The following is a 23,401-nucleotide window of genomic DNA, read 5'->3' on the forward strand; positions in this document are numbered from 1 at the left end:
CATCATCGAGTGCGGTGGGGCCTGCGGGCAACGCCTGTGGACAACTCATTGCCCCAGGCAGGCATGTCGTATCGTCGAGTGACGCCCGCCGACGAGCCGCGCCGGCGGCGCCGAAGGGGAGGAGCCCTCGTGACACAGCAGGTCCCGTCGACCGAGCCCGAGCTGGCCGGAGTGCGCAACTTCCGCGATGTGGGCGGACTTCCGACCGTGGACGGCCGACGGGTGCGGCACGGGGTGCTGTTCCGCAGTGGCCATCTCGCCCACGCGACCGGGGAGGACGCCGCTTTCCTGACCACCCTGGGCCTGCACACGATCTTCGACTTCCGCAACGCGGCCGACCAGAAGCTCGAGGGGCCGGACGTCGAGCTGCCCGGCGTGCGCAATGTGAACCTGCCGTTGAGCGACCCGGCCGACGGCGCCGAGTTCTGGAAGATGGTCCGCGACGGCGACCTGGACCAGCTGCGCGCGATCCTCGCGGACGGCAAGGGCGCGGACCGGATGATCGCCTCGTACCGCATGATCGTCAAGGAGCGCACGGGCGAGCACTCCCGGGTGCTGCACGCGCTCGCGCAGGACAGCGTTCCCGCGCTGATGCACTGCGCGGCGGGCAAGGACCGCGCGGGTCTGTCCGTCGCCGTGACACTGCTCGCGGTGGGCGTGCAGCGCGAGGCGATCGTCGAGGACTACCTGAAGTCGAACGCCAAGCACCGCCGTTACAAGGTGCACCGCAGCAGCTCCGTCGCCTCGGCCTACTCCCCCGAGGTCATGGAGCTGCTCAGCCCCCTCTTCGACGCGCGCGCCGAGTACTTGGAGACGGCCTTCGACACCATCGAGGAGACCTGGGGCGGGGTCGACGCCTATCTGGAGCAGGGGCTGCGGCTCAGCCCGGAGACCCGGGAGCGGCTGCGCGAGCGGCTCCTCGACTGAGTCGCCGCCCGGGGACGGGCTACTTCGCCCCGACCTCGAACAGCAGGTACACGAACGCGGCGAAGATGTGGCCGGCGATGAGGTAGACGAACAGCCTCACCCACAGGGCGCGGGGGAACTTCTCCTCCAGGTCGCTCATGACAGGTCTCCGGGGGTGGGGCCCAGGCACAGGGCGGCCGTGGGGCTCTGCAGCAGGGTGTGGACGAACAGCAGCTCGACGCCGTCGTGGTCCTCGGCGGCGATCCGGTGCGGGGTGAGCGAGTCGAAGTGGGCGCTGTCGCCGGCCGCCAGCCGGTGGGTGGTGTCACCGAGGCGCAGCCGCAGCCGGCCGCGCAGCACATGCAGCCACTCCTCACCGGGATGGACGCGCACGACGTCGCCCTGGGAGCCGTAGGGGACGTGGACGCGCAGGGCCTGCATCCCACGGCCGGGGGCACCGGCCTGCCAGTACGTCCAGCCGCCCGCCGCGGTCGGTTCCATGTCGGCCGCGCGGATGACGGCGTCCCGGCCGGCGACCGTCTCGCCGAGCAGCTCGGCGACCGTCGTACCGTAGACACGGGCGAGTGCGAGCAGCATCGGCAGCGAGGGCTGGCGCTGCCCGGTCTCCAGTCGGGAGAGATGGGCGGGCGACAGCCCGGCGGCGCGGGCCGCGGCTTCCAGCGTCAGGGAGGCCTGCCGTCTCAGTGCCCGTAGCTGGGGCGCGACGGCGGGCAGCGCACCGGCCGCCGGTTCGCCCGGCGAGTCGGCCCCGTGGGGCCGCTCGGTCTCGGAGGAGCTCATACCTCCATTCAGTCGGACCTTTGCCTCACCGGCAAATATCTTGCCTCACAGGCAAAAGCGCGGACGGGCGGAGTCTCAGCGGTGGGCGACGGCCTGTTTGACGAGCGTCTTGCCGAAGTCCCACACCAGCCCGCCGTTGTGCGCGTCGTCCATCACGGCCGTGAAGGCGTCGACGAACCGGTCCACCTCCCGCTCGCCGATGATCAGCGGCGGAATCAGCTTGATCACCTCCAGGTGATCGCCGGAGACCTGGGTGAGGATCCGGTGCTTCTGCAGCAGCGGCACGACGACCATCTGAGCGAAGAGCCCCTTGCGGGCGGTCTGGAGCATGGCCCAGCGGCTGCGCAGCTTCAGCGACTTCGGCCGGCCGAACTCGATGCCGATCATCAGGCCGCGGCCTCGGACCTCGGCGAGCATCTCGTACTTCTCGGTGAGCGCCGCGAGCCGGGATCTGAGCTGCTCCCCGGTGGCCCGCACGTTCGCGACGATCTGCTCGTTCTCCATCACCGACAGCACCGCGAGGCCCGCCGCCATCGCCTGCGCGTTCGATCCGAAGCTCGCCGAGTGGACGAGCACCCGGTCCATGGACGAGTAGACCTTCTTGAAGATCCAGTCCTTGCCGATCGTGGCGCCGACCGGCACATAGCCGCCGGAGAGCGCCTTGGCCACACACACCAGGTCGGGTTCCACTCCCTCCTCGTGCTGGTAGCCGTAGAAGTCGCCGGTCCGGCCGAGGCCGGTCTGCACCTCGTCGGCGATGAGCAGCGCCTTGTGCCGGTGCAGCAGTTCCTGGGCGGCCCGGAGCCAGCCGGGCGGGCCCTCCAGGACGCCCTTGCCCTGGATCGGCTCGACGATCAGCGCGGCGACGTCGCCCTTCTTCAGCTCCCTGTCCAGCGCGTCGAGATCGCCGAGCGGTACGGCCGTGTCCGGCAGCAGCGGGGCGAAGCCGTCCCGGAAGGCGGATTCGCCGTTGACCGAGAGGGAGCCGGTGGTCAGACCGTGGAAGGCGTGCGCGCAGTACAGGACCCTGGGCCTGCCGGTGACGGACCGGGCGAACTTCAGGGCCCCTTCGACGGCCTCGGTGCCGCTGTTGCCGAAGAACACCCGGTCCAGGTGAGGGCTGTGCGCGAGCAGCTTCTCGGCCAGCAGGCCGGGCAGCGGCTGGCAGTCGAACCGGGTGAGGTCGGCGAGAGAGGCGTCCAGCACGTCGTGCAGCGCCTTGCGCACGACGGGGTGGTGACGGCCGAGGCCCATCACCCCGAAGCCGGCGAGCATGTCCAGGTAGTCGTTGCCGTCCGCGTCGTAGAAGTAGGCGCCCTCGGCGCGCTCGTACACCTTGTCGAAGCCGATGGTGTGCAGCATGCGCGGGAGCTGGTGGTTGAGGTAGCGGGTGTGCAGTTCGTAGCGCTCGGCTCCGCGCTCGGCCAGCAGTGTGCCGAGGTCGAACTCCCCGGCCTGCGACGACTCCGGCGCGGACTCGGCGGTTGTCATTCCTGTGGCTCCTTGGACAGCTCTTCCTTGACGGTCAGGCTCGCGCTGATCCGTCCGGCGACCTCGACGGGTGTCAGGCCGATGTCGGCGAGCACCTCACCGCGCTTGGCGTGCGCGAGGAACTGCTCGGGGATGCCGAACCGCCGTACCGGTACGTCGACGTCGGCGTCGCCCAGGGCCAGCGCCACGGCCGAACCGACCCCGGCCGCGCGGCTGTTGTCCTCGACGACGGCGACCAGGCGGTGTTCGGCGGCCAGGCCCGTCAGCGCCGGGTCGACGGGTTTGACCCAGCGGGGGTCGACGACGGCGCAGCCGATGCCGCGCGCTTCGAGCAGCTCGGCGGCCTGGAGGCAGACCGCCGCCAGCACGCCGACGGCGACCAGGAGGACCTGCGGCTCAGGCGATCGGTGCAGCACGTCCAGTCCGCCCACCCGGCCCACGGCCGGGATCGAGGGGCCGACGGACTCCTTGGGGAACCGCAGCAGCGTCGGCGCGTCGTCGACGGCGACGGCCTCGCGGAGCTGGGCGCGCAGCTGGTCGGCGTCCCGGGGCGCGGCGATCCGCAGACCGGGCACGACCTGGAGGACGGACATGTCCCACATGCCGTTGTGGGAGGCCCCGTCGACACCGGTGATCCCGGCCCGGTCCAGGACGAAGGTCACCCCGCAGCGGTGCAGGGCGACGTCCATGAGCAGCTGGTCGAAGGCGCGGTTGAGGAAGGTGGCGTAGACGGCGACGACCGGGTGCAGGCCGCCCGTGGCCAGGCCCGCCGCGGACACGGCCGCGTGCTGCTCCGCGATGCCGACGTCCCAGATCCGGTCCGGGAACCGCTCGGCGAAGGCGCCGAGACCGACCGGGTGCAGCATGGCGGCGGTGATCGCCACCACGTCCTGGCGTTCCTCGCCGATCCGGACGATCTCCTCGCCGAACACCGAGGTCCAGGAGGGACCGCCTGCCGGGGACAGCGGTGCGCAGGTCAGCGGGTCCATGACGCCGACGGTGTGGAAGTGGTCCTCCTCGTGGGCGAGGGCGGGCTCGTAGCCGCGGCCCTTCTCCGTGAGGCAGTGGACGAGCACCGGTCCGTGGAAGCGTTTCGCACGCCGCAGCGCGGACTCCACGGCCCCGATGTCGTGCCCGTCGATCGGCCCCACGTACTTCAGGCCCAGGTCCTCGAACAGGCCCTGCGGGGCGAACGCGTCCTTGAAGCCCTTCTTCGCGCCGTGCAGGGCCTCGTAGAGGGTGTGGCCGATAAGGGGCGTGCCCTGGAGCAGGTCCTTGCCCCAGGCCAGGACCCGCTCGTAGCCGTCGGTCGTGCGCAGCGTCGCGAGGTGGTTGGCGAGACCGCCGATGGTGGGGGCGTAGGAGCGTTCGTTGTCGTTGACGACGATGATCAGCGGACGGTCCTTGGCGGCCGCGATGTTGTTCAGCGCCTCCCAGGCCATGCCGCCGGTGAGGGCACCGTCGCCGATGACCGCGACGACATGGCCCTCCTCGCCCCGCACCTGGCGTGCTTTGGCGAGCCCGTCGGCCCAGCCGAGGGCGGTGGAGGCATGGCTGTTCTCGATGACGTCGTGCTCGGACTCCTCACGTGAGGGGTAGCCGGACAGGCCGCCCTTGCCGCGCAACTTGGAGAAGTCCTGGCGTCCGGTCAGCAGTTTGTGGACGTAGCTCTGGTGGCCGGTGTCCCACAGGATGCGGTCGACCGGCGACTCGAAGACCCGGTGCAGGGCGACGGTCAGCTCCACCACGCCCAGGTTGGGTCCGAGGTGGCCGCCGGTCCGGGCCACCGCGTGCACCAGGAACTCACGGATCTCCTCGGACAGTTCGCCCAGTTCCGCCTCGGACAGCGCCTTCAGGTCGTGTGGTCCCCGGATGCTCTCCAGAATCGTCACGCTCGGGCCCCCTTCGCATTCCGTGCTGCTCAGCTCACGGTGACGGCCGGCTCCCCCGGCCCCACGCCGTCCTGCTCCATCTGCTCGGCGATCTTCATCGCCTCGTCGATCAGCGTCTCCACGATCCTGGACTCGGGGACGGTCTTGACGACCTCGCCCTTGACGAAGATCTGCCCCTTGCCGTTGCCGGAGGCGACCCCCAGATCGGCCTCCCGAGCCTCGCCGGGCCCGTTGACCACACACCCCATGACGGCGACCCGCAGCGGCACCTCCATGCCGTCGAGTCCCGCCGTGACCTCCTCGGCCAGCTTGTAGACGTCGACCTGGGCGCGACCGCAGGACGGACACGAGACGATCTCCAGGCGGCGCTCCTTGAGCCCGAGGGACCGGAGGATCTGGATGCCGACCTTGACCTCCTCGGCCGGCGGCGCGGACAGCGACACCCGGATGGTGTCGCCGATGCCCCGGGACAGCAGCGCGCCGAACGCCACCGCCGACTTGATCGTGCCCTGGAACGCGGGCCCAGCCTCGGTGACGCCCAGGTGCAGCGGATAGTCGCACTGCTCGGCCAGCTGCCGGTAGGCCTCGATCATGACGACCGGGTCGTTGTGCTTGACGGAGATCTTGATGTCCCGGAAGCCGTGCTCCTCGAAGAGGGACGCCTCCCACAGCGCGCTCTCGACGAGGGCCTCCGGGGTGGCCTTGCCGTACTTCTGGAGCAGGCGCCGGTCCAGTGATCCGGCGTTGACGCCGATGCGGATCGGGGTGCCGCGGTCCTTCGCCGCCTGGGCGATCTCCTTGATCCGGTCGTCGAACTGCTTGATGTTGCCGGGGTTGACGCGGACGGCCGCGCAGCCCGCCTCGATGGCCGCGAAGACGTATTTGGGCTGGAAGTGGATGTCCGCGATCACCGGGATCTGCGACTTGCGGGCGATGGTCGCCAGCGCGTCCGCGTCGTCCTGCGTGGGGCAGGCGACCCGGACGATCTGGCAGCCGGACGCGGTCAGCTCCGCGATCTGCTGCAGGGTCGCGCCGATGTCCGACGTGCGGGTCGTCGTCATCGACTGCACCGACACCGGGGCCCCGCCCCCGACCGCCACCGGACCGACCTGGATCCGGCGCGAGACGCGCCGCTCCGCGACCGGCCGGACCGGTACCTCGGGGACACCCAGCGAAATGGCGGTCATGACATCACTCCCGGTTCCCGGAGACCGTCTCGCGCATGGCGCGCAGGGACTCCTTCAGCGATCCCATGGTGGCGAGGACGGCCGTGGGCTCGTAGCCGCAGTGCGCCATGCAGTTGGCGCAGCGCGGGTCCTTGCCGCGGCCGTACTTGTCCCAGTCGGTGTCCTCGACGAGCTCCCGGTACGTCGGCACGTACCCGTCGCTCATCAGGTAGCAGGGGCGCTGCCAGCCGAAGAGCGAGTAGTTGGGGATCGCCCACGCCGTGCACGGGAAGTCGACCTTGCCCTCCAGGAAGTCCAGGAACAGCGGGGAGTGGTTGAGCCGCCAGCGCCTCCGGTTGCCGCCCGAGAAGGCCTTCTTGAACAGCTCCCGGGTCTGCTCCACGCCGAGGAAGTGCTCCTGGTCGGGGGCCTTCTCGTAGGCGTAGGCGGGAGAGATCATCATCTCGTCGACCCGGAGGTCGTCGTTGAGGAAGTTCAGCACCTCGATGACGGTCTGCGGGGTGTCGGTGTTGAAGAAGGTCGAGTTGGTGGTCACCCGGAAGCCGCGCCGCTTGGCCTCCTTGATCGCCTCCACGGCCTCGTCGAACACGCCCTCCTTGGCGACCGACTCGTCGTGCCGCTCGCGCAGCCCGTCGATGTGCACCGCGAAGGCGAAGTAGGGCGACGGCGTGAAGTGGTCCATCTTCTTGCGCAGCAGCATCGCGTTGGTGCAGAGGAAGACGTACTTCCGCTTGGCCACCAGCTGACGGACGATCTCGTCGATCTGCGGGTGCATCAGCGGCTCGCCGCCCGCGATGGACACCATCGGGGCACCGGACTCCATGACCGCCCCCACCGCCTGGGCGACCGGCATCCGCTGCTTGAGCACCCCGGCCGGATGCTGGATCTTGCCGCATCCCTCGCATTTCAGATTGCAGGCGAACAGCGGCTCCAGCTCGACGATCAGCGGGAACTTGTCCCGTCGGCGGATCTTCTGTTCAGCCAAGTATGTAGCGACCTTGATGGACTGTCGGAGCGGCATGGCCATCTGGCTCACCTCCTGGGGAGCAGCGAGGAACGGTGCCATTCGAAGAAAGCGGGAAGGACGGAACGAAGAACACGGAAAGCCGATATTCCACCGCGTACCGTGCCGATCCGGACGAGTTCATGTTCAGGAGCGTCCACGACCACCCGGACGGCCGCAACCGGGCGCTCGCCCACGCGCACGGCGCTCAGGAGCGTGACGGCGGACTCCATGTCGACCGCGATCGCCCCCGTCGCGCGCAGAGCGGACCGTTCGGGGCCGCGCACGACGTGGTCGGAGCCGGTGAGCGGGCCGGTGTGCACGGTCCGCCCGGGCAGTGCGCGGGCCAGTTCCTCGACCAGCAGGCCGGTCCCGACGCAGGGGGTCGTGCCGCGTGGGCCGCGGGTCTCCTCGGCGACGACCAGATCGCCGGGGTGCATGCCCGGCGTGAGCCCGGCGCAGAAGCCGGTGGCCAGCACGGCGGCGTCACGCAGGGCAGGGTCGGCCAGCACCCGGGTGACGGCCCGTTCGGCGGCGACCGGTCCCATGCCCGTCCGCAGCACCGTGACCGGACCGTCGGCCCCGCCACGGCCGCCCGCGCGCAGGGCGAACTGCTCGATGCCGAGCGCGCAGGCGATCAGCAGCGGGGCCGGGGCGGGCTGTGCGCTCATCCGCTCCCCTCGGCCTCGACGAGCGGCGCCCCGGCCCGGCTCCCCCTGAGCTCCCCGGCCGCCCTGGCCGCCCCGGTCCCCCGGAGCTTCTGGGCGAAGGGCTCGCCGTGCAGGTAGCGGCCGAGCGCGGTAAGCGGGAAGACCTGCCGGTAGAGGTGGTAGTTGATCGAGAAGTCCCACGGGAAGCCCGTCCCCGTGAAGTACGGCTCGTCCCAGGAGCCGTCCTCCCGCTGCGTGGCGGCGAGCCATTCGACACCGCGTTCGACGGCCTTGGAGTCCCGCTCCCCCGCCGCGAGCAGGGCCATCAGCGCCCAGGCCGTCTGCGAGGCGGTCGAGGCGCCCTTGCCGCTCCACTCCTTGACGTACTTGTAGGAGCGCAGGTCCTCGCCCCAGCCGCCGTCGTCGTTCTGGACCGACTCCAGCCAGGCCACGGCCCGCCGGATCGCGGGGTGGGCGGCGGGGATGCCGGCGGCGGTCAGGGCGGGCACGACGGACCCGGTGCCGTAGACGTAGTTGACGCCCCAGCGCCCGAACCACGAGCCGTCCGGCTCCTGTTCGGCCAGCAGCCACTCGATGCCGCGCCGGGTGCGCGGGTCGTGGGAGAGCCCTTCCACCGCGAGCATCTCGACGACGTGCGCGGTGACGTCGGCGGAGGGCGGGTCGATGACCTCGCCGAAGTCGCAGAACGGCAGCCGGTTGGGGAAGGGGCTGGTGTTGTCGACGTCGAAGGCGGCCCAGGCACCGTTCCTGGACTGCATGCCGAGCGTCCAGCGCACACCGCGTGCGATGGCCCCGTCGAGCCGCTCCGGGTCGTGGTGGGTGATCCGGCGCAGCGCGAGGACGACTTCGGCGGTGTCGTCGATATCGGGGTAGTTGTCGTTGTGGAACTCGAACGCCCAGCCCCCGGGCGGCAGTCCGGGCCGCTTCACCGACCAGTCACCGGGCCGGACGATCTCCTCGCCGAGCATCCAGTCGGCCGCCTTCACCAACTGCGGGTGATCGGGGGGCAGTCCGGCGTCGACGAGGGCGATGGCCGCCAGGCAGGTGTCCCACACCGGAGACTGGCAGGCCTCGATCATCCGGGCCCCGTCCTCGCGCCACACGGCGAACCGGTCGAGGGAGGCCAACCCCTCGCGCATCACGGGGTGTCCGAGGTCGTAGCCGAGCAGATGCAGGGCGATGATCGAGTACACGGCCGGGGGCTGGATGCCGCCCCAGCAGCCGTCGTTCTCCTGCCGCTCGATGATCCAGCGGGCGGCGCTGCTCATGGCGGCTCTGCGCAGTCTGCGGGGGGCGACCTTCCGCAGGGCGTGCAGGCCCTTGTCCATCCGCTGGAAGGCCCCGTCCCAACTGAGCGGCGGCGCCAGGTGCTTGGCCGGGTTGGGCCGGTCCGGGTCGGTGTGCAGCTCGTCGAGCGGGAAGGGCGCGGGGCGTACCGGCCGCTTGGCGGAGACGATCGTCAGCGGGACGATGGTCTGGCGCGCCCAGCAGCCGAAGTCGTAGATGTTGAGCGGTACCCACGACGGAAGGAAGATGAGCTCCGGCGGGAGTTCGGGCAGGTCCTCCCACTTCCACCAGCCGAACAGGGCCAGCCAGATCCGGGTGAAGACCCGGGCCGCGGCGATGCCTCCCTGCGCGCGGATCCAGGCGGATGCCTTCGCCATGTGCGGGGCCTCGGGCGCGTCACCGGCCAGGCGGAGCGCGACGTACGCCTCGACGGTGGCGGACAGGTCGCCCGGTCCGCCGTAGAAGGTGGCCCAGGTACCGTCCTCGCCCTGCTCGCCGCGGATGAACAGGGCGGCGGCCCGGGTGGTCCTGTCGTCGCGGATGCCGAGGAACTGACGGAGCAGCAGGTCTTCGGCGTCCATCGTGACGTTGGTCTCGAGGTCGCCCTTCCACCAGCCCTCGGGGGCCTGCCGGGAGAGCAGGAAGTCGGTGGCACGCCGGGCGGCGTGTGCGGCGGCCTCCGGAACCCCGGCCGCCGCGGGGATGTCTGTGTCGGTGTCGCTGGCCGCGGCGGCGCGGGGCGGCAGGGCCCCGGTGCTTCCGTCGGTCGTCGCTGTCATGGCTTCCCCTTCGTGCAGTGGTGCAAGGTGTGCAGCTGCTGTGGGTCCGCCGTCGGCCGGTGCTCCGTGATGACTCGCGGCACCGGCCGGCGACTACGCGAGGGCTATTCGACCGATAGTGATCATCTCTTCCGTACGACGACGAAGTCCGCGAGCGCCGTGAACTGCTCCCGCACCCGGTCGGGCATGTCCACTGCGTCGAGGGCCTCGATGGCGATGGTGTGCTGACGGCGTGCCTCGTCGGCGGTCCACTCGCGGCCGCCGGCCTCCTCGATGAGGGCGGCGCGCGCCGCGAACTCCTCCTCGGAGAAGCTCTCGGCACCGCTGCTCTTGGCGTCGGCGGCGAGGATCTCGCCGAGCCGCTCGGAGGCGGAGCCGCCCGCCGCGAGGGCGGCCACGACCGGCAGGGACTTCTTGCGCTGGCGCAGGTCGCTCCAGGTCTGCTTGCCGGTGGAGACCGGGTCGCCCCAGATGCCGAGCAGGTCGTCGACGGCCTGGAAGGCGAGCCCCAGGTGGTAGCCGTACTTCTCCAGGGTGTCGGCGGTGCGGTCGTCGGCGCCGCCGAGGACCGCGCCGATGGAGCTGGCGCAGGCGAGCAGGGCACCGGTCTTGTTGCCCTCCATCTCCAGGCACTCCTCGACGCTGACGCGGTCGCGGTGCTCGTAGGAGATGTCCTGGGCCTGGCCGTCGATGAGGGCGCGGGTGGCGGTGGTCAGGCGGCGGGTGGCGCGGCCGGCTTCGACGGTGCCGAGTTCGAGGAGCACCTCGTTGGCGAGGGCGAACAGGGCGTCGCCGACCAGGATGGCCTGGGCGGGGCCGTGCACCTTCCAGACCGTGTCGCGGTGGCGGCGTTGCTCGTCGCCGTCCATGAGGTCGTCGTGGAGGAGGGAGAAGTTGTGGATGAGTTCCACGGCGACGGCGCCGGGAACGCCGGTCTCGGGGGCGGCCGACATGACCTCGGCGGACAGCACCGCGAGGGCGGGGCGCACGGCCTTGCCGCCGTCCCCCTCCGCGGGCCTGCCCTGGGCGTCGATCCAGCCGAAGTGGTAGGCGGCAACAGTGTCCATGGGAGGGGCCAGGCGGTCGACGGCCGCCCGCAGTACCGGTGTGGCCAGGGTTCGGCCGCGCTCCAGCAGCGCGGTCACGTCCACCGCCTCGGCAGTCTTCGAGGCCGGGGGCACAGTGGGCACAGTCTCTCCTCTTGTCGCGGTACCGGGGGTGCGGGGGCCGCCTGCCGCTCCGGCCTGGGCCGGCATCATGCCGCCTCCTCGAACGCGAAGAGGTGCTGCGGGCGGGGCCGGCCCAGGGCGCCCAGCACGGCGGCCGCCGCGCTCACACCACTGCGGACCGCACTCTCCATGGTCGCGGGCCACCCGGTGGCGGTCCACGCTCCGGCCAGGAACAGGCCGGGTGCCTTGGTGCGGGCGCCGGGCCTGAGGCGCCCGACGCCGGGGGTGGGAGCGAACGTCGCGGTGCGCTCCCGGGTGACGAAGAAGTCCCTCACGGCGGCGCCGCGGGCCGGGGGCAGCAGCCGCTCCAGCTCGGGCAGGTACCGCTCGCGCAGCACGGCCACGGGCTCGTCGATCTCGTCCTGGGCGACCGACTGCGACAGGGCGAGGTACTGGCCCTCGCGCAGCCCGGACGCCTCGGTCCGGTCGAAGACCCACTGCACCGGGCTGCCGAGGGCGGCGAAGAACGGCCGGCCGAGGACCTTCCTGTCGTACACGACATGGACGTTGAGGATCGGCGCGGTGCCGATCTCCAGGAGCCGTTCGGGCGCGTCGAGGGCGCCCGTCGGCATCAGGTCGTACGCCTCGCGCTGCGGTACGGCGAGGACCACCGCGTCGGCCTCCAGCGTCTCGCCGGGGACCCGCACGCTCCACCGCCCCTCCCCGTCCGAGGAGACGGAGGTGACGCGCGTGCGGACCTCGGTGCGTACTCCCGCGGAGTCGAGTGCCTCGCGGGCCAGCCGGTCGTGCAGGTCGCCCAGCGGGACCCGCGCCCAGCCGATGTCGGCCGCACCCGGGTCGGACAGCAGACCGGTCTTGAACACCATCGCGGCGAGCGCCAGGGAGGCGTCGGAGGCGACCGCGTTGAGGGTGGCGACCCCGACGAGGTCCCACAGGGCCTCGACGGCGCGTGCCGACTGGCCGTGGGCGGCCAGCCAGCTGCCGAAGTCCTGGGTGTCCAGCGCCGGGTCGGCGAGGTCGAGTCCCTTGAGCGCGAGCGCGGTGCGGCCCACCCTGGCGCGGTCGGCGAGCGACAGGTGCGGATAGGTGGCGAGGCTGCGCCCCAGGTGCAGCGGCACGGGCAGGGCGTCCCGCCGCAGCCGGCCGAGCCGCCGCCCCTCGGGACGGGCGAGGTCGAGGACGGGGACGTCGAGCCGGTCCTGCAGCGGGGCCAGCGCCGCGCCCTCCACGCGGTCGAGGAACCAGCGGTAGGCGGTGCAGCAACGCAGGTAGACGTGCTGGCCGTTGTCGACGGTCAGCTCCCCGCGCCGGAACGAGAAGGCCAGACCGCCCAGCCGCGGCCTGCCCTCCAGCAGGGTGACGCGTACTCCGGCGTCGGCGAGCGCGAGCGCGGTGGTGACACCGGCGAGCCCGCCGCCGACCACGACGGCGTGCCGCCCCTGTGTCACCGGTCCCCGGGACCGTGTTCCGTGGGTCATCGCGCACCCTCCCTCGCGGCCCGGGCGTGCTGCTCGAACGGTGCACGACCGGCCGTCTCCGTCAGGGACGCGGCCCCGGGCCGGAGGGTTGCCCGCCGCTCCGCGCCGACGGTGGCATCGGTATCGGTCACGCACGCCTCCTGACGGTCCGCCGGGTCACGTGCCGGGCGTCCAAGCCGGACAGGCCGCGCACGGCGACGTAGGCCTTCTCGCGGCCCGGCAGCGAGACCCGGCCGCGCAGCACGGCCTCCGGGTCGCGCTCGATGCGGTCGAGGAGCCGGCGGTAGATGCCGGCCATGGCGGCGACACAGGCGCCGCTGCGCCGGTCGAGCATGGGGAGCAACCGGTAGCCCTCGGCGAACAGAGCGCGGGCCCGTCGCACTTCGAAGTGCACGAGGCCCGCGAAGTCGGAGTCCTCCGGCGGCCGCGGCCCGCTGAAGCCGGCCGAGCAGCCGAACTTGGCGAGATCGTCGGCGGGCAGGTAGGTCCGCCCGTCGACCGCGTCCTCGCGAATGTCTCTGAGGATGTTGGTGAGCTGAAGCGCGAGCCCGAGCGTGTCGGCATACTCCGACGCGCGGTCCACTCCGCGCGCCCCCGGTTCCGTGCCGAACACGCCGAGCGAGAGACGCCCGATCGCGCCCGCCACACAGCGGCAGTAGACCTTCAGGTCGTCCCAGGTCTCGTACGTCTCACCGCGGACGTCCATCTGGACACCGTCGATGAGTTCGTCCAGTCCGCCGAGCGGGATCGGGAACCGGCCGGCTGCGTGCGCGAGGGCGACGGCGACCGGGTCGGTGTCGTCCTCGTCGACCTCGTTCCCGCGGATCCGGGTGAGCAGCGTCCGGGTCTCCTCCAGCCTGGCCACCTTGACGTCGTCGGCGAGCGCGCCGTCGCCGATGTCGTCGACCCGCCGCGAGAACGCGTACAGCGCCGACATCGCACGGCGCTGGGGCGTCGGCAGCAGCCGGATGCCGTAGGCGAAGTTGCGGGCCTGCCGCCCGGTGACGGTCTCGCAGTAGCTGTAGGCGGCGAGTACCGGTGGTGACGCGTGTGGTTCCGACTCCACGGTCCGGATCACCCCTCTCCTCGCAGAGTCACGCCCACCTCACGCAGCAGCCGGGCCTTGCCGGGCTTGGGCGGGCCGGGAAGAACGTCGAACTCGGCGGCGGCGATCGCGTGGACGGCCGCCCTCCCCCCAGCCACGAACCCCGCGAGCAGCAGCTTCAGCCTGCCGTGGACGCTACCCACCAGGGGGGCGCCTTCATTCAAGAGATCACGGGCCCTTCGCGCTTCGTACGCGATCAGCGCACGCACCGACGCTCCGGCGGATTCCCCGGCGAGATCCGCTTCCTGGACGTGAAAGCGTTTCATGTCGGCTGCCGGCAGGTAGACGCGGTCGCGGGCGAGGTCCTCCGCCACGTCCTGGAGGTGCTCGACGATCTGGAGAGCCGTGCAGATCATGTCGGAGCGGCGGATCCGCTCGGGTGTCGAGGTGCCGGTGACGGCGAGGACGAGACGGCCGACGGGATCGGCGGACAGCTTGCAGTAGGCGAGCAGGTCGTCGTAGGTCTCGTAGCGGCTGACCAGCTGGTCCTGACGGTTGGCGGCGATCAGGCCGAGGAACGGCTCGGGAGTCAGCGAGCAGCGGCGCACCGTCGGCTGGAGCCGGCGCAGCAGGGGGTGACGGGGCGTCGAGCCGAAGACCCTGCGCAGGTCGGCCTCGAAGGCGTCCAGCAGGACCAGCCGGTCCTCGGCCTCCTCGGGGGAGACGCCGAGCAGGCGGGCGTCGGCGCCGCCGGGGGCGAGATCGCCGTCGCCGATGTCGTCGACCAGGCGGGCGAAGCCGTAGACGGCCATGAGGTCGGTGCGCCAGGCCCGGGGCAGGAAGAAGGGGGCCACCGGGAAGTTCTCACCGGCGGCCTTGTCGAGCGTGCCGCGCTCCGGATCGAGGGCGCGCACCGTGCCGGTTCCCGTCACCGCCGGCTGCCCGGCGCGGGGACGGCACGTGCTGCGTGGAGCTGGGGAGTTTCCGTAGCCATCGCCGTCACATCTCCCGTTCTACACTGCCGACCCAATACACACTATTTCGGACACGCCGCCCACCCGCCCGCACGGTGGCCCGACGGGCGGTGTCGCGCATTATTGCCCTGATTGCCGTGTTTCGGGACCGGTACAGCTTACGTTGTACAACGCGACACGGTTCGTCAGGGTGTCCCGCGCATCACGAGAACGCACCGATTGGCCCCAAGATTCCCGAGAAGGGCCGGAGTTGACGTTTCCTTTGCAGACGCGGGGCCCCGCCGGAGCAGTTCCGGCGGGGCCCCGGCCGAGCCCGGTCACTTGCCCGTGAACTTCTCGTACTCCTTGAGCACCTCGTCCGTGGGGCCGTCCATGCGCAGCTCGCCGCGCTCCAGCCACAGGACGCGGTTGCAGGTGTCACGGATGGACTTGTTGTTGTGGCTGACCAGAAACACCGTGCCGGCTTCCTTGCGCAGCTCCCGGATGCGGTCCTCGGAGCGCTTCTGGAACTTCCGGTCACCGGTCGCCAGGGCCTCGTCGATCATCAGGACGTCGTGGTCCTTGGCCGCGGCGATGGAGAAGCGGAGCCGGGCCGCCATGCCGGAGGAGTAGGTACGCATGGGCAGGGTGATGAAGTCGCCCTTCTCGTTGATGCCGGAGAAATCGACGATCTCCTGGTAGCGCTCGCTGATCTCCTCACGGGACATGCCCATGGCGAGCCCGCCCAGTATCACGTTCCGTTCGCCGGTGAGGTCGTTCATCAGGGCCGCGTTGACGCCGAGGAGCGAGGGCTGGCCGTCGGTGTAGACCTTGCCCTGCTCGGCGGGGAGCAGTCCGGCGATGGCCCGCAGCAGGGTCGACTTGCCGGAACCGTTGGAGCCGATCAGGCCGACGGCCTCGCAGCGGTAGGCGACGAAGGAGACGCCGCGCACGGCGTGCACCTTGCGCACGCCGCGCTCAGCGTCGTCGGAGCCCCTCTTGAGGATGCGACTGAGGGCGGCGGTGGCGCTGCCCTTGCCGGACTTGGCGCCGTTGACGCGGTAGACGATGTGCAGATCGTCCGCGATGACGGTGGGGATCCGGGCGTCCTGGTTCTGCTCAGCCACGGCCGTACCTCTCCTCCGCCTTCCAGAAGTACACGAAACCGCCGAGGGCGAACAGCACGGCCCAGCCGCCCGCGGCCGCCCACACGTGGTCGGGCAGGTACCGGGAGCCGTAGTCGTCGATCAGGGCGTAGCGCATCAGGTCCATGTAGATCGCGGCGGGATTCCACTGCAGGACGTTCGCGATCCACCCCGGCTTGTCGGCGAGGAAGACCGGGATGGAGAACATCACCCCGGACGCGTACATCCACGTCCGCATCACGAACGGCATCAACTGCGCCAGGTCGGGGGTCTTGGCCCCGGCCCGGGCCATGATCAGCGCGAGACCGGTGTTGAAGCAGAACTGGAGAGCCAGCACCGGCACGATCAGCAGCCAGGACAGATCCGGGTAGTGACCGAAGCCGACCGCGATGGAGAACAGCACGATCATCGAGAACAGCAGCTGCTGGAGCTGCTGCAGCGCGAAGGAGATCGGCAGCGAGGCCCGTGGGAAGTGCAGGGCGCGGACCAGGCCGAGGTTGCCGGAGATCGCGCGCACGCCCGCCATCACCGAACTCTGCGTGAAGGTGAACACGAACACGCCCGTGACCAGGAACGGGACGTACACCTCGCGGGGCAGGCCCCGGTCGGCCTCCAGCAGCATGCCGAAGATGAAGAAGTACACGGCGGCGTTCAGCAGCGGCGTGGCCACCTGCCACAACTGGCCGAGCTTGGCCTGACTGTACTGCGCGGTCAGCTTCGCCCGGGAGAAGGCGAGGATGAAGTGCCGCCGGTCCCAGAGCTGACGGACGTACTCGGTGAGGGACGGACGGGCGCCGCTCACGGTCAGCCCGTGCTTGGCGGCGAGTTCCCTCGCCGTGAGGCCCTCGTCGGGCGCCGCGGGCGCGCTCACCGCGACCGTGGCGTCGTGCGTTGTCTCACTCACTAGTGGAAACTTTCGTCTTCGAGATGCTCGGCCTGTGCCGGCCTGGCATGAACCGGGGCCAGGGTACGGCCCGGGGGGCTCCCGGGTGTTCCCGGATACGAGCTTGTCAGATGACGGGGGGCCGGCCCAGCCGGGTCAGCCGCCACACCGTACGCCACTTCATGGGCCGGCGGGGGCCGCATGAACTGGTCCAGCCCTCGCCGAATCCGCCGAACCAGGCCCGCAGCGCACTGCGGGAGGGACGGCGCAGGAGAGTGAGCAGCAGCCACACGCCGAGGTAGACCGGGACGAGCGGCGCGGGGAGGTTGCGGCGGGCCAGCCAGACGCGGTTGCGGGCGACCATGCGGTGGTAGACCGCGTGCCGTGAGGGAGCGGTCGTCGGGTGGTACAGCACCATGTCGGACCGGTAGTCGATCATCCAGCCCGCGTCGAGGGCCCGCCATGCCAGGTCGGTTTCCTCGTGGGCGTAGAAGAACTCGTCCGGGAGTCCGCCGACGTCGGCGAAGACCCGGGTGCGGACGGCGTTGGCCCCGCCGAGGAAGGTGGTGACGCGGGAGGAGCGCATCGGGTCGGCGGCGCGCAGCCGGGGCACGTGGCGGCGCTGGGTGACGCCGGTCTCGGGGTCGGCTATGCGGAAACTCACGATGCCGAGCCTCGGGTCGGCCTCGAACGCCTCGCGGCACAGCTCGGCCGTGTCGTGGCCCGCGAGCAGCCCGTCGTCGTCCAGGAAGAGCAGGATGTCGACGTCCCGGCCGGCCGGGCCGAAGGCCTCGATGCCGACGTTGCGGCCGCCGGGGATGCCGAGGTTCTCGGGCAGTTCGATCGTGCGGACGCCTTCGGGGACGTCCGGCACGGGCGAGCCGTTGCCGACGACGACCACCTCGACCGGGTCGCCTTCCTGCTCGGCGACGGAATCGAGGAGGGCGCGCAGTTCCTCGGGCCGGTTGCCCATCGTGATGATGACGGCGCCGACCTTCATACCGCTCACTTCAGCCTGCTCGAGGCGAGGATGGACACGAGGTGCAGCAGGGTCTGCACCAGCGCGATGCCGGCCATCACCGCCACGCCGAGGCGCGTGAAGAACAGGTCGCCGCGGGCCTGGTCGACGATCGCCAGCACCAGGATCAGCAGGGAGGCCTCGATGCCGAGGATCAGCCGGTGGAACTTCAGGGCGGCCGCGGCCTTGCGGGCCAGCGCCATGCCGGAGGAGCGCATCTCGGCGGCGGCTTCCTTGACCGGCGGCTTGCCGGCCTGGTGCCGGGCGACGCCGACGAGGTCGGTCTCGGCCTTGATCAGGATGGCGCCGAGCGCGGCCAGGGTGCCGAGGAAGGCCCACAGCCAGTCGATGCGGCCACTGCCCCACGGGTCGGCGGCGCGCAGGCCGAAGCCGGTGAGCACCGCGGCGTCGGTGAGGTAGGCGCCGACGCGGTCCAGATAGACGCCGTTGAGCGAGTACTGCTTCTTCCAGCGCGCTATCTCGCCGTCGACGCAGTCCAGCAAGAGGTACATCTGGACGCACACCACGCCGAGCACGGCACCCGCGATCCCCGGCACGAGCAGTGCCGGGGCCGCGAGTACGCCGAAGACGGTCATCAGATACGTGAGCTGGTTGGGCGTGACCCTGGTGTTGACCAGGTAGCGGTCGACCCGCAGGGACACCTCGCGCATGTAGAGGCGTCCCATCCAGTGCTCACCGCTGCGCCTGTCCTTCACCCCTGGGGGGTGGACGACGGGGCGGAGTTCAGCTACCGATGGCCTTGACATAGTCGGCGTAGGTGTCCTTGATCTGTTCGGTGTTCAGGTCGAGGTGTTCGAGGATGGTGTAGCGGCCGGGCCGGGTCTCCGGGGCGAACTCGACGGCCTTGACGAACTCGTCCGTCGTGAAGCCGATCTCGTCCGGCAGCACGGGCAGGCCGTGCCGGCGCAGCACCTCGGCCATGTACGCGGACTCCTCGTGCGCGCCGCGCAGCCACATCGCGAAGGCCGCGCCGAGACCGCACTGCTCGCCGTGGGAAGCGGCGCGTTTGGGGAACAGCAGGTCGAAGGCGTGGTTGATCTCGTGGCACGAACCCGAGGCCGGCCGCGAGTCGCCCGAGATCGACATCGCGATGCCGGTGAGAACGAGCGCCTCGGCGAGGACCTGGAGGAAGTCGTTGTCGCCGACCCCGCCCGGGTGCCGGAGCACCGCCTCGCCCGCCTGGCGGGCCATGGCGGCGGCCAGCCCGTCGATCTTCTCGTCCTTGACGCGGTTGGCCAGTTCCCAGTCGGCGATCGCGTTGATGTTGGAGATCGCGTCACCGATGCCCGCGCGCACGTACCGCACCGGGGCCTCACGGATGACGTCCAGGTCGATGACGACCGCGATCGGGTTCGGCACACCGTAGGAGCCGCGGCCCGCGTCGTTGTCGAGGGTGGCGACCGGGGAGCACAGGCCGTCGTGCGCGAGGTTCGTCGGCACGGCGACCAGGGGCAGGCCGACGCGTGCCGCGGCGAACTTGGCGCAGTCGATGATCTTGCCTCCGCCGAGGCCGACGACCGCGTCGAAGTGGCCGGCCTTCATGTCACTCGCCAGCCGGACCGCGTCGTCGAGGGTGCCGCCACCGACCTCGTACCAGGTGGCGCCGGGCATGCTCGGCGAGATGCGCTCACGCAGCTTGGCGCCGGAGCCGCCGCTGACGGCGACGGCGAGGCGGCCGGAGTGCGAGATGCGCTCGTCGGCGAGGACGCACGCCAGGTCGTCGAGGGCACCCGGGCGGATGTCGACGACGAGCGGCGAGGGGATGAGGCGGGTCAGTACTGGCACGCGATTTCCCGTCCACGGGCGAGGTCGTCGTGGTTGTCGATCTCCACCCACTTGACGTCGCCGATCGGCGCCACGTCGATACGGAAGCCGCGGTTGACCAGCTCCTGGTAGCCGTGCTCGTAGAACTGCTGCGGGTCGGCCTCCCACACGGTCTTGAGTGCGTCGGCCAGCTCGGGGGCGGCGTCGCCCTCGATCAGCGTGACGCCGATGTACTCGCCGGTGGCTTCGGCGGGGTCCATCAGCTTGGTGATCTTCGTCATGCCGTGGGCGGGGTCGACGACGACCTTCATCTCCTCGTCGGCCAGGTCCTTGACCGTGTCCAGAGCGAGGATGATCTTCTTGCCGTCGCCGCGGGCGGCGAGCAGCGTCTTCTCGACGGAGACCGGATGGACGGTGTCGCCGTTGGCGAGGATCACCCCGTCCTTGAGGGCGTCACGCCCGCACCACAGGGAGTAGGCGTTGTTCCACTCCTCGGCCTTGTCGTTGTCGATGAGGGTGAGCCGGAGGCCGTACTTCCGCTCAAGGGCTTCCTTGCGCGCGTACACGGCCTCCTTGCGGTAGCCGACGATGACCGCGACCTCGGTGAGACCGATCTCGGCGAAGTTGCCGAGGGTCAGGTCGAGAACCGTGGGTTCGCCTTCTATGCCCGCGGGGCCCACCGGCACCAGCGCCTTGGGCAGGCTGTCGGTGTAGGGACGCAGGCGCCGTCCGGCGCCGGCCGCGAGCACGAGGCCGATCATGCGGGTTCTCCTTCATCGTGTACGGCGGGTGCGCCACCCCGGTGGGCGGCGACCCAGAAGCGGATGCTCTCGACGAGCACCACCAGGGCGACGGCCACGGCCAGTGCCGTGAGCGCGACCTTGAACTGCGAGGCGGTGAGCAGCGCGGCGAGGACGGTGACGAGCAGCGTCCGCCCTTCGTGCCCCCCGATGGAGCGCACCAGCCAGGCGGGGGGCGCTCCGGCGTCGCCGCGGATGCGGTAGACCGTGTCGTAGTGATGGTAGGCGACCGCGGCCACCAGCCCGAAAGCCGCAGGAAGGGCTCCGTTCACGTCCGCTCGGGCCGCGAGGACGAGGACGGTGCCGTATTCGGCGGCGCGGAAGACCGGGGGGACGAGCCAGTCGAGGGGGCCCTTGAGGGGGCGGGCGACGGCGAGGCCGGAGGTCAGGGCGTAGCCGAGGGCCGCGACGATCGGCCAGGGGCCGCCGAAGTCCGTCAGCGCCGCGGTGAGGACGACGGCGAGACCGCCGAGCAGGGCGACGGCGGGGGCGGTGAAGCCCGGCAGCTTGCGGGCGGCCTTCTTGAACGCCTCTGCGAAGCCCTGCGCGAGCGGGCCGCTGTCGGCGAGGTCGGCCAGGGCGCCGGCCGCCCGGTCGGTCCGCTCGGCCTTGCGGGTCAGCGACCGCAGCACCCGCCCCGCCGTGGTGTACGCCGCCGCGAAGGCGCAGCCGATGAGCAGCGCGTAGAAGGTGATGCGGGGGGTGGTGACGGCGGTGAGGACCGCGATCATCGCCCAGCGCTCACCGATGGGCAGCACGATCATCCGCCGCACCCAGACCGTCCAGCCGACGCTGTCGAGCTTGTCGGAGAGGGCGGCGGTGGGGCTGGCCAGCGACAATGTACCGAGCGCGGTGGCGTCGTGGTTGGCCTCGTTGAAGGAGAAGTCCACGACGTGCCGGCAGGTCTGCAGGACCATCGCGCCGAGGGCCAGGGCCCAGACGTCGTCGCCGCCGCGGGTCGCGCCGAGGGCGAGGCCGGCGTAGTAGGCGTACTCCTTGGCCCGGTCGAAGGTGGCGTCCAGCCAGGCGCCGAGCGTGGAGTACTGCAGCGAGTAGCGGGCGAGCTGGCCGTCGGTGCAGTCCAGTACGAAGGAAGCGATCAGCAGGACGCCGGCCGCGACGAAGCCGCCGCGGGTGCCGGTGGCCGCGCAGGCCGCCGCTATGAGGGCGGTGAGCAGCGAGGCGGTGGTGACCTGGTTCGGGGTGAGGCCCCGGCGGGCGCACCAGCGGGCGAGGTAGCGGGAGTACGGGCTGATGCAGAAGGTGGTGAAGAAGCCGTCGCGGGCCTTCACGGCCGACTTCAGGCGTACGGCCTCGTCGTCGACGTCCGCGACCGCCTGCCGGGCCTCGTTGCGGGCCTGCGGGTCGGCGGGGACGGCGGCGACCAGGGTGCCCAGCTCGGGGCGGTGCACGTCGGTGCCGTCGGCGTCGAGGGCGGTGAGGATGCGGTCGGCGAGGCTGTCGACCAGGGTGGTGCCGCCGCCGGCCGAGTTCTCGCGGGCCATCGCCCGGGTCAGCGCCTGACGGCCGGCGGGCTGAGCGGTGACGGCACCGGGGATCGCGCAGAGCGGGAAGCGGGGGTCGGTGAGACCGAGGCGCAGCGCGTGCACGTGCCCCACGAACCGGGCGTCGACCAGCGCGACCCGTTCGTCGCCCGGCACCTCGGCGAGGAGGGTCTCGGCCTCGGCGGCGTCGGACGCGGTCCGCAGGTCGAACCCGAGGGCGCGCAGGTCGGCCTCGATCGACGATCCGGGGACCGGCTGGCCGGTGAGGATGGCGGTCGACAACCGAATTCACTCCCTGGATACCGACGCGTCCGCGCCGGTGACGTACATGGTGGGGGTGCCCTCTCCGGTGGCTCCCGGGCGGCATGTCGGCAGAGGGTATCGGATGCCGCGAAGGCCCCGTTCACCGGCCGTTCGGCGGATGGATCGACGCGGTTCGCACAAGCCCCTGCCGCGATCATCATCGTGGATCCGGGGCCCTCCCCACAAACCGCGCCCGCCGGAGCGGACATCGGGGACATGGTGTGGAGTCCGGCCGGGGCCGCATAGGGTGGGCGACCATGACGTGGCTGATCACCGGCGGTGCCGGCTATATCGGAGCCCATGTGGCCAGGGCCATGACCGAGGCCGGGGAGCGTGTCCTCGCCCTGGACGACCTCTCGGCCGGGGTGCCCGCCCGGCTCCCGGCCGTTGTCCCGCTCGTGCGGGGCTCTTCGCTGGACGGGGAGCTGCTGAAGCGGACCTTCGCCGAGCACGGGGTGACGGGTGTGGTGCATCTCGCCGCGCGCAAGCAGGTCGCCGAGTCCGTGGCACAGCCCACGCGCTACTACCGGGAGAACGTCGGCGGCCTGGTGACGCTGCTGGACGCGGTGGCCGAAGCCGGGATCGAGCGTTTCGTGTTCTCCTCGTCGGCCGCCGTCTACGGCGACCCGGGTGTGGACCTCATCACGGAGGACAGCCCGTGCGCGCCGGTGAACCCGTACGGCGAGACCAAGCTCGCCGGGGAGTGGCTGGTGCGGGCGGCGGGAGAAGCGCACGGGATCTCCACCGTATGCCTGCGCTATTTCAACGTGGCGGGCGCTGCCGCGCCGGAACTGGCGGACACGGGTGTCTTCAACATCGTTCCGATGGTCTTCGACCGGCTGACGCGCGACGAAGCGCCCAGGATCTTCGGCGACGACTACCCGACCCCGGACGGCACCTGCGTGCGCGACTACATCCACGTGGCCGACCTGGCCGAGGCCCATCTGGCGGCGGCCCGGCGGCTGGCCGAGGGCGGCCTCACAGGAGATCTGACGGTCAACATCGGCCGCGGCGAGGGCGTCTCGGTCCGTGAGCTCATCACGGTCATCGGCGAGGTCACCGGTGACCGCCGGCCCCCGCTCGTCGAGGACCGGCGTCCCGGTGACGCCCCGCGGGCGGTGGCGTCGGCCGCCCGGGCCGCCGCCGAACTCGGCTGGACGGCCCGGCGCGGGGTACGCGAGATGGCCGAGTCGGCCTGGCGGGGCTGGCGGCTGCACCACGCTCCCGACCCCGTGCACGCACCCTGACCTGCGCATCGTTTGCGCAGGTCAGGACACAT

Annotated in this window: 22 protein-coding genes; 2 read left to right on the forward strand and 20 right to left on the reverse strand. The window is 71.3% G+C overall.

The features are described 5' to 3' along the window. Positions 1-129 precede the first annotated feature (129 nt). On the forward strand, positions 130-927 hold the full coding sequence (locus tag ABTX62_RS22615) for a tyrosine-protein phosphatase (RefSeq protein WP_352117861.1): 798 nt from the start codon (positions 130-132) through the stop codon (positions 925-927). Positions 928-946: 19 nt separating this feature from the next. Here ABTX62_RS22615 and ABTX62_RS22620 read toward each other — a convergent pair whose 3' ends face one another. The 20 genes from ABTX62_RS22620 to ABTX62_RS22715 form a co-directional block, all read right to left on the reverse strand. Beyond that, positions 947-1,066 (reverse strand): DUF6126 family protein, encoded by a 120-nt coding sequence (locus tag ABTX62_RS22620; RefSeq protein WP_283968768.1) that lies wholly within the window; start codon positions 1,064-1,066, stop codon positions 947-949. Further along, a complete protein-coding gene (locus ABTX62_RS22625; protein WP_352117862.1) occupies positions 1,063-1,707 on the reverse strand; it encodes a helix-turn-helix domain-containing protein in 645 nt (214 codons plus the stop codon). The genes ABTX62_RS22620 and ABTX62_RS22625 overlap by 4 nt, the downstream gene beginning before the upstream one ends. 75 nt (positions 1,708-1,782) lie before the next feature. Next, a complete protein-coding gene (locus tag ABTX62_RS22630; RefSeq protein ID WP_352117863.1) occupies positions 1,783-3,198 on the reverse strand; it encodes an aspartate aminotransferase family protein in 1,416 nt (471 codons plus the stop codon). Beyond that, positions 3,195-5,090 (reverse strand): 1-deoxy-D-xylulose-5-phosphate synthase, encoded by a 1,896-nt coding sequence (dxs, locus tag ABTX62_RS22635; protein WP_352117864.1) that lies wholly within the window; start codon positions 5,088-5,090, stop codon positions 3,195-3,197. The genes ABTX62_RS22630 and dxs overlap by 4 nt, the downstream gene beginning before the upstream one ends. A gap of 29 nt (positions 5,091-5,119) precedes the next feature. Continuing rightward, positions 5,120-6,277 (reverse strand): flavodoxin-dependent (E)-4-hydroxy-3-methylbut-2-enyl-diphosphate synthase, encoded by a 1,158-nt coding sequence (gene ispG / locus ABTX62_RS22640; RefSeq protein WP_352117865.1) that lies wholly within the window; start codon positions 6,275-6,277, stop codon positions 5,120-5,122. Positions 6,278-6,281: 4 nt separating this feature from the next. After that, on the reverse strand, positions 6,282-7,304 hold the full coding sequence (hpnH, locus tag ABTX62_RS22645; RefSeq protein ID WP_352117866.1) for an adenosyl-hopene transferase HpnH: 1,023 nt from the start codon (positions 7,302-7,304) through the stop codon (positions 6,282-6,284). A 5-nt stretch (positions 7,305-7,309) separates the two neighbouring features. Next, a complete protein-coding gene (locus tag ABTX62_RS22650; RefSeq protein WP_352117867.1) occupies positions 7,310-7,951 on the reverse strand; it encodes a 5'-methylthioadenosine/S-adenosylhomocysteine nucleosidase family protein in 642 nt (213 codons plus the stop codon). Next, the gene (shc, locus tag ABTX62_RS22655; RefSeq protein ID WP_352117868.1) at positions 7,948-10,017 is read right to left on the reverse strand and encodes a squalene--hopene cyclase; all 2,070 of its coding nucleotides are present in this window, start codon (positions 10,015-10,017) and stop codon (positions 7,948-7,950) included. Before shc ends, ABTX62_RS22650 begins: the two co-directional genes overlap by 4 nt. A gap of 122 nt (positions 10,018-10,139) precedes the next feature. After that, complete coding sequence (locus tag ABTX62_RS22660; protein WP_352117915.1) at positions 10,140-11,273, reverse strand: polyprenyl synthetase family protein; 1,134 nt, start codon at positions 11,271-11,273, stop codon at positions 10,140-10,142. Beyond that, a complete protein-coding gene (gene hpnE, locus ABTX62_RS22665; RefSeq protein ID WP_352117869.1) occupies positions 11,273-12,685 on the reverse strand; it encodes a hydroxysqualene dehydroxylase HpnE in 1,413 nt (470 codons plus the stop codon). The genes ABTX62_RS22660 and hpnE overlap by 1 nt, the downstream gene beginning before the upstream one ends. Continuing rightward, entirely contained in the window at positions 12,682-12,816 is a 135-nt protein-coding gene (locus ABTX62_RS22670; protein WP_352117870.1) for a DUF6380 family protein, read from the reverse strand. The genes hpnE and ABTX62_RS22670 overlap by 4 nt, the downstream gene beginning before the upstream one ends. After that, positions 12,813-13,763: a presqualene diphosphate synthase HpnD gene (hpnD, locus tag ABTX62_RS22675; protein ID WP_352117871.1), complete on the reverse strand. Its 951-nt coding sequence runs from the start codon at positions 13,761-13,763 to the stop codon at positions 12,813-12,815. The genes ABTX62_RS22670 and hpnD overlap by 4 nt, the downstream gene beginning before the upstream one ends. Next, positions 13,760-14,662 (reverse strand): squalene synthase HpnC, encoded by a 903-nt coding sequence (gene hpnC, locus ABTX62_RS22680; protein WP_352117872.1) that lies wholly within the window; start codon positions 14,660-14,662, stop codon positions 13,760-13,762. The genes hpnD and hpnC overlap by 4 nt, the downstream gene beginning before the upstream one ends. A gap of 359 nt (positions 14,663-15,021) precedes the next feature. After that, positions 15,022-15,810 carry an ABC transporter ATP-binding protein gene (locus ABTX62_RS22685; RefSeq protein WP_352117873.1) on the reverse strand — a complete coding sequence of 263 codons (789 nt, stop codon included), beginning with the start codon at positions 15,808-15,810 and terminating at the stop codon, positions 15,022-15,024. Beyond that, on the reverse strand, positions 15,803-16,732 hold the full coding sequence (locus tag ABTX62_RS22690; RefSeq protein WP_352117874.1) for an ABC transporter permease: 930 nt from the start codon (positions 16,730-16,732) through the stop codon (positions 15,803-15,805). Before ABTX62_RS22690 ends, ABTX62_RS22685 begins: the two co-directional genes overlap by 8 nt. A 106-nt stretch (positions 16,733-16,838) precedes the next feature. Next, positions 16,839-17,711: a glycosyltransferase family 2 protein gene (locus tag ABTX62_RS22695; RefSeq protein WP_352117916.1), complete on the reverse strand. Its 873-nt coding sequence runs from the start codon at positions 17,709-17,711 to the stop codon at positions 16,839-16,841. A 5-nt stretch (positions 17,712-17,716) separates the two neighbouring features. Then, positions 17,717-18,496, reverse strand: a complete 780-nt coding sequence (locus ABTX62_RS22700; protein WP_352117875.1) for a CDP-alcohol phosphatidyltransferase family protein — start codon at positions 18,494-18,496, stop codon at positions 17,717-17,719. Beyond that, positions 18,474-19,535 (reverse strand): iron-containing alcohol dehydrogenase family protein, encoded by a 1,062-nt coding sequence (locus ABTX62_RS22705; protein ID WP_352117876.1) that lies wholly within the window; start codon positions 19,533-19,535, stop codon positions 18,474-18,476. Before ABTX62_RS22705 ends, ABTX62_RS22700 begins: the two co-directional genes overlap by 23 nt. Continuing rightward, complete coding sequence (locus ABTX62_RS22710; RefSeq protein WP_352117877.1) at positions 19,523-20,275, reverse strand: phosphocholine cytidylyltransferase family protein; 753 nt, start codon at positions 20,273-20,275, stop codon at positions 19,523-19,525. The genes ABTX62_RS22705 and ABTX62_RS22710 overlap by 13 nt, the downstream gene beginning before the upstream one ends. Further along, complete coding sequence (locus ABTX62_RS22715; protein WP_352117878.1) at positions 20,272-22,101, reverse strand: DUF5941 domain-containing protein; 1,830 nt, start codon at positions 22,099-22,101, stop codon at positions 20,272-20,274. The genes ABTX62_RS22710 and ABTX62_RS22715 overlap by 4 nt, the downstream gene beginning before the upstream one ends. 278 nt (positions 22,102-22,379) lie before the next feature. On the opposite strand from ABTX62_RS22715, the gene galE reads away from it, so the two are divergent. Further along, a complete protein-coding gene (gene galE, locus ABTX62_RS22720) occupies positions 22,380-23,369 on the forward strand; it encodes a UDP-glucose 4-epimerase GalE (protein ID WP_352117879.1) in 990 nt (329 codons plus the stop codon). The last annotated feature ends 32 nt before the right edge of the window (positions 23,370-23,401 follow it).

Source organism: Streptomyces sp. NPDC096046, assembly GCF_040303285.1.
Classification (GTDB): domain Bacteria; phylum Actinomycetota; class Actinomycetes; order Streptomycetales; family Streptomycetaceae; genus Streptomyces.

Bases quoted from the DNA above. Each gene is read 5' to 3' on its own strand.
- ABTX62_RS22620 (WP_283968768.1), bottom strand. From the start codon at position 1,066: ATGAGCGACCTGGAGGAGAAGTTCCCCCGCGCCCTGTGGGTGAGGCTG.
- ABTX62_RS22660 (WP_352117915.1), bottom strand. From the start codon at position 11,273: ATGCCGGCCCAGGCCGGAGCGGCAGGCGGCCCCCGCACCCCCGGTACC.
- ABTX62_RS22695 (WP_352117916.1), bottom strand. From the start codon at position 17,711: ATGAAGGTCGGCGCCGTCATCATCACGATGGGCAACCGGCCCGAGGAA.
- ABTX62_RS22630 (WP_352117863.1), bottom strand. From the start codon at position 3,198: ATGACAACCGCCGAGTCCGCGCCGGAGTCGTCGCAGGCCGGGGAGTTC.
- ABTX62_RS22710 (WP_352117877.1), bottom strand. From the start codon at position 20,275: ATGATCGGCCTCGTGCTCGCGGCCGGCGCCGGACGGCGCCTGCGTCCC.
- galE (WP_352117879.1), top strand. From the start codon at position 22,380: ATGACGTGGCTGATCACCGGCGGTGCCGGCTATATCGGAGCCCATGTG.
- ABTX62_RS22700 (WP_352117875.1), bottom strand. From the start codon at position 18,496: ATGTCAAGGCCATCGGTAGCTGAACTCCGCCCCGTCGTCCACCCCCCA.
- hpnH (WP_352117866.1), bottom strand. From the start codon at position 7,304: ATGGCCATGCCGCTCCGACAGTCCATCAAGGTCGCTACATACTTGGCT.
- ABTX62_RS22650 (WP_352117867.1), bottom strand. From the start codon at position 7,951: ATGAGCGCACAGCCCGCCCCGGCCCCGCTGCTGATCGCCTGCGCGCTC.
- shc (WP_352117868.1), bottom strand. From the start codon at position 10,017: ATGACAGCGACGACCGACGGAAGCACCGGGGCCCTGCCGCCCCGCGCC.
- ispG (WP_352117865.1), bottom strand. From the start codon at position 6,277: ATGACCGCCATTTCGCTGGGTGTCCCCGAGGTACCGGTCCGGCCGGTC.
- ABTX62_RS22625 (WP_352117862.1), bottom strand. From the start codon at position 1,707: ATGAGCTCCTCCGAGACCGAGCGGCCCCACGGGGCCGACTCGCCGGGC.
- hpnE (WP_352117869.1), bottom strand. From the start codon at position 12,685: ATGACCCACGGAACACGGTCCCGGGGACCGGTGACACAGGGGCGGCAC.